At 47.3% G+C, this 8,829-nt stretch carries 9 protein-coding genes and 1 pseudogene; 4 read left to right on the top strand and 6 right to left on the bottom strand.

Annotation, left to right across the window (positions count from 1 at the left end):
• On the top strand, nt 1-316 hold a 316-nt coding region (locus SHK35_RS11630; protein ID WP_318709902.1), incomplete at its 5' end, for a peptidoglycan-binding domain-containing protein.
• 68 nt (nt 317-384) lie between these two features.
• Here the strand turns inward: SHK35_RS11630 and SHK35_RS11625 are convergent.
• The 5 genes and pseudogenes from SHK35_RS11625 to SHK35_RS11605 form a co-directional block, all read right to left on the bottom strand.
• On the bottom strand, nt 385-1,494 hold the full coding sequence (locus SHK35_RS11625) for a hypothetical protein (RefSeq protein WP_318709901.1): 1,110 nt from the start codon (nt 1,492-1,494) through the stop codon (nt 385-387).
• A gap of 115 nt (nt 1,495-1,609) precedes the next feature.
• Nucleotides 1,610-2,359 (bottom strand): annotated as a pseudogene (locus tag SHK35_RS11620) (ATP-binding protein); the annotation flags it as partial.
• Between the two features lie 40 nt (nt 2,360-2,399).
• The gene (locus SHK35_RS11615; protein WP_318709900.1) at nt 2,400-2,777 is read right to left on the bottom strand and encodes a hypothetical protein; all 378 of its coding nucleotides are present in this window, start codon (nt 2,775-2,777) and stop codon (nt 2,400-2,402) included.
• A gap of 83 nt (nt 2,778-2,860) precedes the next feature.
• A complete protein-coding gene (locus SHK35_RS11610) occupies nt 2,861-2,992 on the bottom strand; it encodes a hypothetical protein (protein WP_318702677.1) in 132 nt (43 codons plus the stop codon).
• Nucleotides 2,993-3,225: 233 nt separating this feature from the next.
• Entirely contained in the window at nt 3,226-3,915 is a 690-nt protein-coding gene (locus SHK35_RS11605) for a FlxA-like family protein (RefSeq protein WP_318709899.1), read from the bottom strand.
• A gap of 213 nt (nt 3,916-4,128) precedes the next feature.
• On the opposite strand from SHK35_RS11605, the gene SHK35_RS11600 reads away from it, so the two are divergent.
• Nucleotides 4,129-4,875, top strand: a complete 747-nt coding sequence (locus SHK35_RS11600) for a helix-turn-helix transcriptional regulator (protein WP_318702679.1) — start codon at nt 4,129-4,131, stop codon at nt 4,873-4,875.
• Here SHK35_RS11600 and SHK35_RS11595 read toward each other — a convergent pair.
• Complete coding sequence (locus tag SHK35_RS11595) at nt 4,872-5,786, bottom strand: helix-turn-helix transcriptional regulator (protein WP_318702680.1); 915 nt, start codon at nt 5,784-5,786, stop codon at nt 4,872-4,874. The two genes, SHK35_RS11600 and SHK35_RS11595, sit on opposite strands and share 4 nt — an antisense overlap.
• 170 nt (nt 5,787-5,956) lie before the next feature.
• On the opposite strand from SHK35_RS11595, the gene uxuA reads away from it, so the two are divergent.
• Together uxuA and SHK35_RS11585 are read left to right on the top strand one after the other, a co-directional pair.
• Nucleotides 5,957-7,030, top strand: a complete 1,074-nt coding sequence (gene uxuA / locus SHK35_RS11590; protein WP_318709898.1) for a mannonate dehydratase — start codon at nt 5,957-5,959, stop codon at nt 7,028-7,030.
• A gap of 40 nt (nt 7,031-7,070) precedes the next feature.
• Nucleotides 7,071-8,687: a mannitol dehydrogenase family protein gene (locus SHK35_RS11585; RefSeq protein ID WP_318709897.1), complete on the top strand. Its 1,617-nt coding sequence runs from the start codon at nt 7,071-7,073 to the stop codon at nt 8,685-8,687.
• The last annotated feature ends 142 nt before the right edge of the window (nt 8,688-8,829 follow it).

The raw sequence follows: 8,829 nt of genomic DNA, 5'->3' as shown, positions 1-8,829 counted from the left end.
CGGGGATGATATGTACATTAACACTGCAGAAATGATCTCCGGCGTGCCCTCCTCCTGGCCTGGCTATGATCTCACCATAGGCTCCGCCGGGGAAAAGGTGCTGCAGCTGCAAAACCAGCTTAACCGCATTGCACGCAACTATCCCGCCATCCCTGCCATTGCGGCGGACGGCATCTACGGTCCCGCCACTGCTGAGGCTGTGCGCACCTTCCAGGGAATTTTTAACCTCCCCCAGACCGGCGTCACCGATTACGCCACCTGGTTTGAGATATCCGATATCTATGTGGGAGTCACCCGCATCGCAGAGCCGGATTAAGAAGCGGCATGGCAAAGGAGCCGGCACACGAATCGTTCGCGTGCCAGCTCCCTACACTGAAAATTTCTTTATCTGCAATTTTCCTGGGCTTTTAACAGCTTAAGCCGTCTCTGGAACATTTCTCTTTCCGCCGCATCGTCAAACCAGGTCATATCCACTTCTTTCATCTGGTTTAACCCTACTGCTTTAACGGCCTCCACTGCCGCCTCCTTTTGCGTCATCTTCGATACAGTGGTCAGACAATTAGAACCTTCCAGACTGTCATACGCCTGAAACGCCTTGTTAAAGTCCATTAAATCGTAAAGACGAAGGGGACGATTGGTTCTATTATCCACGAGCAGCCCCCAATTTCCCCAATGCCTGTCTGTATTGCCTATTAAATAATCTATAATATTCATCATATAGTAGGAATACCCGTCCAGCTGTAAAATGTATTCTAAGGCGCTCATTTCATGGTTGGCTGCATAAACCTCAAAGTATTCCATAGGCACAATGCTTTGCTGCAGGGACGTGATGATTTTGCTGACAGACACCTTCTGCCCATCATAAAAAAGCGCTTCATACTCCACTTGATTTACCCGAAAGCATCTTGCTATCCTGCTTGCCAAAAGCTCGTGCTCCACAGGTTCTAATCCCCCGTTTTTCAGCAGCCAGAAGCCGTCCGGCTTTCTAACCCATGCTTTGGGATAGCAGCCCTGAGTCCCCAAATCATCCGCTATCAGATGCCTGTTTTGTATGGTCATCTGCCTGCCTCTGAGGGAAACGTCCACAAAAGCCGATTCCAAATGGTTTTCATATAAATTAATTTCGGCAAAGCTCTGCCTCTCATCCTTTTCCTTTGTCCAAAAAATATCCATGAGGGATAAACAATGATAAGACAGGGCGATCTGGGCCCGTTCTCTGTCCGTAGCAGCTTGTGTGGCGCCAATACTATTTAAGATTTCCTTGGCATATTCTCTGTCCAGTGTCAGAACGCGGGAAGCGCACCAATGATAAAAGTTGTCCAGATTTTGTATCCTTCCGTCTATATCCTCCTCGGCGGCCTGCTCCAAATATAAATTGTATGGCAGCAGCTCCTCCATATAAATATGGCACATGCCATTTCTGCGGACAGCAGCGACCTTCCTGCTTCCGTGCATAATTTCATATTCCTGCCACTTTGGATGAAACGGCTCCATGCTTCTCTCACCTTCCTCCTACATTCCTGCCGCAAAAATCTTGTATTATTATAGCATGCAGCCTCCTGAAAGTCATCATTCTCTTTTGCTTTCTTTGATGCGATGAAATTTGTAATTAAAATTCCAAACTATCTACGTTCAACAGGAAATACTTCATACCCATAATTACAAAGCCTTCATCATTTCTCCAGGGCTTTTTCGTTCCATTTACGATAACGATCTTCTTAAATGAATCCGGAATATTTCGGAGTGAATTAAATACATCCACAATACCGACATCCACATTGTAACCGCGCACAAGCAGCTCATTATAAACAATGTTCTCCATAATATGAGCAGGCTCCTGCTGTCTGAAATTCAGCCTGGCATTTCTAAGCCCTACATCCGAAAAATAATATTTCAGATTTGCTCCCACATATTTTCTCCCCTTAATATCATATCTGCCTGCTTTAGAAATCAAAAATGCCTCTGCCAGATAATCAATATGGTTCGATATGGTCTTATTGCTGTAATTGATACCTCGTTCACTTTTGAAAGTATTTGATATCTTAGTTGGATTGGTCAGAGCACCTATGGCAGAGGCAAGAATATCAACCAATGTTTCAATTTCATCAACATTCTGAATTTTATTACGCTCTACCACATCCTTGATATAAACATTGGTAAAAATATTTTTTAGATACTCAGCCTTTTGGCGTTCCACGGAAAATTGTGCTACCTGCGGCAATCCACCATATATCATATACTCCTCCCAGGCATCATCATAATCTCCATCGAAAGCCGCATAAAACTCTGCAAAGGACAACGGATAAATTCTTATCTCATCTCCTCTGCCTCTAAATTCAGTTACAATATCACTCCTTATTTCTGTGCAGTGCACGAATTTTGGTAACGCTATTTTGCCGCTAAATTATTTTTACTTCAATAGACATTACTATTTTTTGACCGGTATGCTCTGCAAGCAGTGATTCTGAAGCTGCCCAGCCGTTCCGCCCATTATTGACAGTCCACGGGTATCTGCTGCCGCTTGCTGTTGTCCATGAATAATAGCTTTTATTGTTCAGAACCAGAGAATTGTTTACAGCACGAATGCCGGACAAAACGCCTGTGTTAATTTTCGGCACCGCATAATTGGGTACTACCTGTCTGCTCCCATTATAGTCAAAGGAAATAACACCATACTCCTTAAAATCGGGATTATACCCACAGGAAACATTCTCCCCAAAATTGATTTCATCCAGAATAGCTCTTGAATTATGATAGTTTGCAAAATAAAACGTCAACTCACCTGCAGAGACGTTTGCGCTTTTATCTATCAGGGCAGCAATGGATTCTCTCGAAAAGCTCCGGGCCGTTTCAGAAATGCTTAAACTATCCTGTTTTTATTATTTCCTGCTCCAAGCAATATCTGTATTGCTTTTTGGTGCCTTGCCGCCTCTGCCTGCTTTGAATAGGTCAATAGCTGGCTTGCTGCGTTTACATCTGTTACTGATATCATGATTACCCTCCAAACTTTTCACATTTTCTGCCAGTCACTTAATTATCTGACTTCTATTTATGCCCAAACATCAAATACCGGACGGCTGCTTTCTGTTGAGTGATATACGCTTTCTTTTGTTGAAGTATTTTGGAACACTCGACAAACTATTCTCAACCCCATCCATTTTCATCATCTCACCACCTCATTTTGATGATTGTGAAAAGTTATGGCATAATGGCAGCCTCCCTTTTTTAAAGCTTAATATCCACATGATCATGGACTGCCGGATTTTCCTCTGCTTCTCCCGATGGGCTTTTTGCATTCTCCTTCTTATCCGCCTCCCCATCCTCTTTGGCAGCTTCTTCCAGATTCTTGCTGATCTCAGACAGTGCGCTCATCTGGGACGTTGTAACATTGCCTGCTTTCTCCTCTATCTCTGCAAGCTCCGCCTCCTTGGCCTCTGTGTTCCCGCCTGCGCCTGCATCCCGTTTAATTTCAGCCTTTAATACTCCCGCTCTGCCTTCAAGGCTGCTTTTCACCCGTGACTGCACCTGCACCTGTCCCATAGCAGCATCTGCAGAAATAATTGCCTGCATACTTGCGTCGGATATTCCCTGGGCATCCGCAGATTTTTTCTGTGTCTGACTTCCCCCGCCAAGCAGATCTTCTGCAGAGGAGTCCTTCGTCTGCAGTTTTTTCCTTTGTTCTATCTGGTGCTGCCTCAGCTGCCGGTTCAGGTCTGCAATCTCCTGCTGAATTTCCTGCCTTTTCTGCCTTTTTTCTTCCATCGTCAGATTTTCGTTGGAAGAAAGCTCCTGTAAGGCCTTCTGTGCGTCTGCGATCTGATTCTGGATATTTTTGCTGTAAGAATCCGCTCCCTGCCCGATTCCATACGTTGTCTGCAGATTTGCATTCACTGTGCCTGCCGCATTAATTTTCATGTTCCATCCTCCTTGAGATATAAATTGGAAATCCATTTCTTACTTATTTTTCGGCATCCTTCCATTTAAAATAAAGTGAGCTGTCCATACTCCCTTTCCCGGTAGTACAAAAATACTACCCTCCTGCACTTCGGTGGCATGGAATGTGGGTCAGTCCCATGCTAAAATGAAATCAGAACAAAAAATAAAATCTTGGAAAGAGAGGGACTCTTTATGAAGCTTTTAACCATTGCGGGATATCTTATCCTTCTATTCTTTGCCGCGCTGTACACAGACCTCCCAAACGTAAACCCTTCCGGTACTCTGCCGCGCTATATCGAAGGCCCGGCGCCTCTTTTTATGCTCATGCTGCTCCTGGTATCCCTTCTGGGGACAGAAACTGCAGGTGATTTTCTAAAGGGTCTTGCGATGGGTTTCGGCTTTCGCAAGCCTCACTCAAAATCCGAGCTGCAAAAAAGCCTGGACGCCATGCGCCACGGCGTCCAGACCACACTGTTGTCCGGCGGCATACTGTTTTTGATAGGCGTCATTTCCATGCTGTACCGTCTAGACCTGCCCTCCACCATCGGCCCCGTCCTTGCCCTGGGATGCTTAAGCCTTTTGTACGCTTTGATCTTCGCCCTTCTCTTAAGTCCTCTCCAGATGCGGCTGCGTCAGTCCCTTACCGCTCTGGAGACGGTCAGTGATGAAAAGGAGCAGCCGGACCGCGGACCAGAGGACCAGAAAATCTATTTCCTGCTTCGTTCCAAGGGCCTCACCGACAGGGAAGCCGAGGTTGCCCGCCTGATCGGCCAGGGAGGCACCAACAAAGAGCTGGCTGAGGAGCTGTGCATCTCGGAATTCACCGTAAAAAAGCATGTGACCCATATTTTGGAAAAGCTGCAGCTTGACAACCGGGAGGCCATTGCAAGCTTCATCGAGGAAGCTTCCTCCAGCCAGGAAAAGCCAAATCCCTCTTAACTGTCCGGATAAAAATCCTTGTATTTTCCGGGGGAAATCCCGTAGGCGTTTTTAAAATTGCGTAAGAAGGAGGAATAATCGGAAAAGCCGGCCGCCTGATAAGCCTGGGAGATATTCATTCCCTCCGAAATCGCCCTGCAGGCCTTGATCAGACGTTTATCCGTGACAAAGGCATGGACGGTCACTCCCGTCAGCTCCTTAAATTTGCGCAGAAAATGATATTTGCTCATGTGCACCTGCTCCGCCAGCTCCTCCACCGTGATTTTCCCCCCGATATGTTCTTCTACATAGCTGCCCACCTGTTTTGCCAGGGGATGCTGTACCAGATTTTCCTGTTTGAACAAATACTCTCTTTTCCTGCACAATAAATTCAAATAGGTAAAAAACAAAATCAGGCAGCCCCTGTCCAGCAGCGCTTTTTCCCCCGGCAGGCGGGATTCCGGTATCTGTGTCATAGACAGCTTCAGCAGATAACCCCGCAGCAGCTCTTCATAATATACCGGGAAATGGTAGGCACAGGAATCCCTTCTCTCAAAGCAGGCAGCAAGCTCCATGTCCCCCTCTCCAAGCTTTTCCAGCATCTGTCTTGTAATCCACAAAATAATCCGTTTAGAGCTGTCATGCTTTTTTTCCATATAATGATATTTGTGCATCACATTCTGGTCGATCAAAAGGAAATCTCCCTTGTGCAGATGATAGGTCTGATTTTCCACCATAGCGGAGTACTCTCCCTCCAGTACATATAAAATCTCATAAAAATTGTGATAGTGAAAGGCAATGGCCCCAAGAGGCGCTCCCTGCTTTTCGTAAACCTCGTAATTCTCATTGATCATATACTGGCGCTCGTCGGACGCCTCCAGCCGCCTGATGCGGTTTTCCAGCTTTTCTCCCTGATGAATGTCATATTCCACGGCTTTTCTCTCCTTCTCTTCATTCCCACATTTCCTGTTTTTACTATATAGCAATTTTTGCACTATTTCAAGCAATATATATTCTTTTCAGGCATTTTTACTTTGTTATACTTACTATTAAGAAATGTGTTTCCTGCAACACAAAACAAAGTAAAAAGGAGGATTTTACAATGCAGATGACATTTCGCTGGTACGGCAGCAAGTACGACACGGTTACCCTAAAACAAATCCGGCAGATTCCCGGGGTTACAGGAGTAATTTCCACCCTCTACGGCACGGCCCCCGGAGAGGTCTGGGAAACCGAGGACATTCTTGCCTTAAAGAAGGAGATTGAGGACGCTGGACTTACCCTTGCGGGCATCGAAAGCGTCAACGTTCACGACGCCATCAAGGCCGGCACCCGTGACAGAGACAAATATATTGAAAACTACATCACCACGCTGGAGCGCCTGGGACAGGCGGACATCCATCTGGTGTGCTACAACTTCATGCCTGTATTTGACTGGACCAGAACGGAGTTAGCAAGAGTCCGCCCTGACGGCTCCACAGTATTAGCTTATACCCAGGAGGCAGTGGACGCGTTAAAGCCTGAGGAAATGTTTCACTCCATAAATAAGGACGCCGGCGGAACCGTTCTGCCCGGCTGGGAGCCTGAGCGCATGGCACACATAAAGGAATTATTTACTCTCTACCAGGATGTGGACAGCGAGAAGCTCTTTGCCAATCTGAAATATTTTCTGGAAAAGATCATGCCCGTATGCGACAAATATGATATCAACATGGCAATTCATCCGGACGATCCTGCCTGGAGCGTATTCGGACTTCCCAGAATCATCATCAACAAGGAAAATATTCTGCGCATGATGAAAATGGTGGACAATCCTCATAACGGCGTCACCTTCTGCTCCGGCTCCTACGGCACCAACCTGGAAAATGATCTGCCCGACATGATCCGCTCATTAAAGGGCAGGCTGCACTTTGCCCATGTGCGGAATTTAAAATTTAACTCCCCTACGGACTTTGAAGAATCTGCTCATCTGTCAAGGGACGGCTCCTTCGATATGTATGAGATCATGCTGGCTCTCTATGACATTGGCTTTGACGGGCCCATTCGTCCCGATCACGGCCGGATGATCTGGGACGAGCAGGCAATGCCCGGCTACGGCCTGTACGACAGAGCCCTGGGTGCAGCCTATTTAAACGGCCTCTGGGAGGCCATCGAAAAGCAGCATAAAAAGGCCTGAGAGAGAGATAATAAGCTTTATCAGAAAGTGAGGATGTCATATGAAACTTACGCTTGAAGGAATAAAAAAGGATCGGGATGCTTTTCTGGCAGCAGGCTACAGACTTCCTGCCTTTGATTACAGTCAGGTGGCAGAAAATACAAAAAAGCGGCCTGTCTGGATTCACTTCGGAGCCGGCAACATTTTTAAAGCCTTTCAGGCCAATGTGCTGCAGACTCTTTTAAATGAAGGCGTCATGGACACAGGTCTCATTGCCGCAGAGGGCTACGATTATGAAATCATTGAAAAAAGCTCCCGCCCCCACGATAATCTGAGCATTCTTGCCACGCTGAAGGCAGACAACACAGTGGAAAAAACAGTGGTGGGAAGCATCATGCGCTCCTATGTGTTAGACAGTAAAAATCAGGCTGAATTTTCAGCGCTGAAACGGATTTTTTCCTCTCCCTCCCTACAGATGGCCAGCTTTACCATCACAGAAAAGGGCTACTCGCTCACAGACGCAAAAGGCCGGCTTCTAAGCGCCGTCTCAGAGGATTTCGCCTCCGGGCCCCAGACGCCTGACAGCTATCTGGGGAAGGTTGTCTCGCTGCTCTATGCCAGATATTTGAACGGAAAGCTCCCCATTGCAATGGTCAGCATGGACAACTGCTCCCACAACGGGGACAAGCTCTATGCCGCCGTGACGGCCTATGCAGATGCCTGGTGTGACAAAGGGCTTGCTGAGGCAGGCTTTAGCGCCTATGTGCGAAATCCCTTGTCTGTGTCCTTCCCCTGGACCATGATCGACAAAATCACCCCAAGACCGGACGCCAGGGTGGAGGCGCTTCTTAAGGAAGACGGGCTGGAAGAGCTTGATCCTGTGGTCACCTCCAAAAACACCTACATTGCCCCCTTTGTAAACGCAGAAGAGTGCGAATATCTGGTGATCGAGGACAGCTTTCCAAATGGCAGGCCTCCTCTTGACAAGGGAGGAATCATTTTTACGGACAGGGAAACTGTTGACAAGGTGGAAAAAATGAAGGTCTGCACCTGCTTAAATCCCCTTCACACCACCCTTGCCATCTTTGGCTGTCTTTTGGGCTATACCCTGATTTCCCAGGAGATGAAAAATCCCCTGTTAAAGAAACTGGTGGAGCAAATTGGCTACAAGGAGGGGCTTCCCGTGGTGGTAGACCCGGGCATCATCGAGCCAAAGGCCTTTATCGATGAGGTGGTGAATGTGCGCATCCCCAATCCCTTTCTCCCTGATACTCCGCAGCGCATAGCCACAGACACCTCTCAGAAGCTGGCTATCCGTTTTGGCGAGACCATAAAAGCCTACGAAAAAAATCCCTCCCTGGATACAGCGGATTTAAAGTATATTCCTCTGGTGTTTGCCGGATGGCTCAGATATCTTATGGGCGTGGATGACCAGGGCAGCCCCTTTGCACTCAGCCCTGATCCGCTTTTGGAGAGCGTCACCCCTTACGTGTCAGGCTTTTCCCTGGGGCAGGCACAGCCGGATTTATCCGCGTTGGACGGACTGCTTGCCAACGAAAAGATATTCGGCGTGGACCTGACTGCAAACGGTATGGACGGGCTGGTAAAAAAATACTTTTCCGAAATGCTCAAGGGCCCTGGCGCTGTAAACAATGTGCTGGAAAAATATGTGCAATAGTTTCTTAAGAACCTGCATAATACCCTTGACAAGCCCTCCAAAATGAATTACATTGGGCTTCATCGGGCCTTCCTTTTTTCCGTGCAGCGGATCAAGAAGGCTAGGCGTTTGCGAAACTCGCCGGCAAAGTCACGAAACTGGT

Origin of the sequence: Candidatus Acetatifactor stercoripullorum (assembly GCF_944382095.1) — a bacterium.
Taxonomy (GTDB): domain Bacteria; phylum Bacillota; class Clostridia; order Lachnospirales; family Lachnospiraceae; genus Acetatifactor; species Acetatifactor stercoripullorum.
Note: the sequence above shows the minus strand (reverse complement) of the source record. Positions and strands in the feature narration are given on the sequence as shown.

Coding starts and splice junctions, on each gene's coding strand:
- SHK35_RS11585 (WP_318709897.1), top strand. CDS start 7,071: ATGAAACTTACGCTTGAAGGAATAAAAAAGGATCGGGATGCTTTTCTG.
- SHK35_RS11610 (WP_318702677.1), bottom strand. CDS start 2,992: ATGATATCAGTAACAGATGTAAACGCAGCAAGCCAGCTATTGACCTAT.
- SHK35_RS11605 (WP_318709899.1), bottom strand. CDS start 3,915: ATGAAAATTAATGCGGCAGGCACAGTGAATGCAAATCTGCAGACAACG.
- SHK35_RS11625 (WP_318709901.1), bottom strand. CDS start 1,494: ATGGAGCCGTTTCATCCAAAGTGGCAGGAATATGAAATTATGCACGGA.
- uxuA (WP_318709898.1), top strand. CDS start 5,957: ATGCAGATGACATTTCGCTGGTACGGCAGCAAGTACGACACGGTTACC.
- SHK35_RS11600 (WP_318702679.1), top strand. CDS start 4,129: ATGAAGCTTTTAACCATTGCGGGATATCTTATCCTTCTATTCTTTGCC.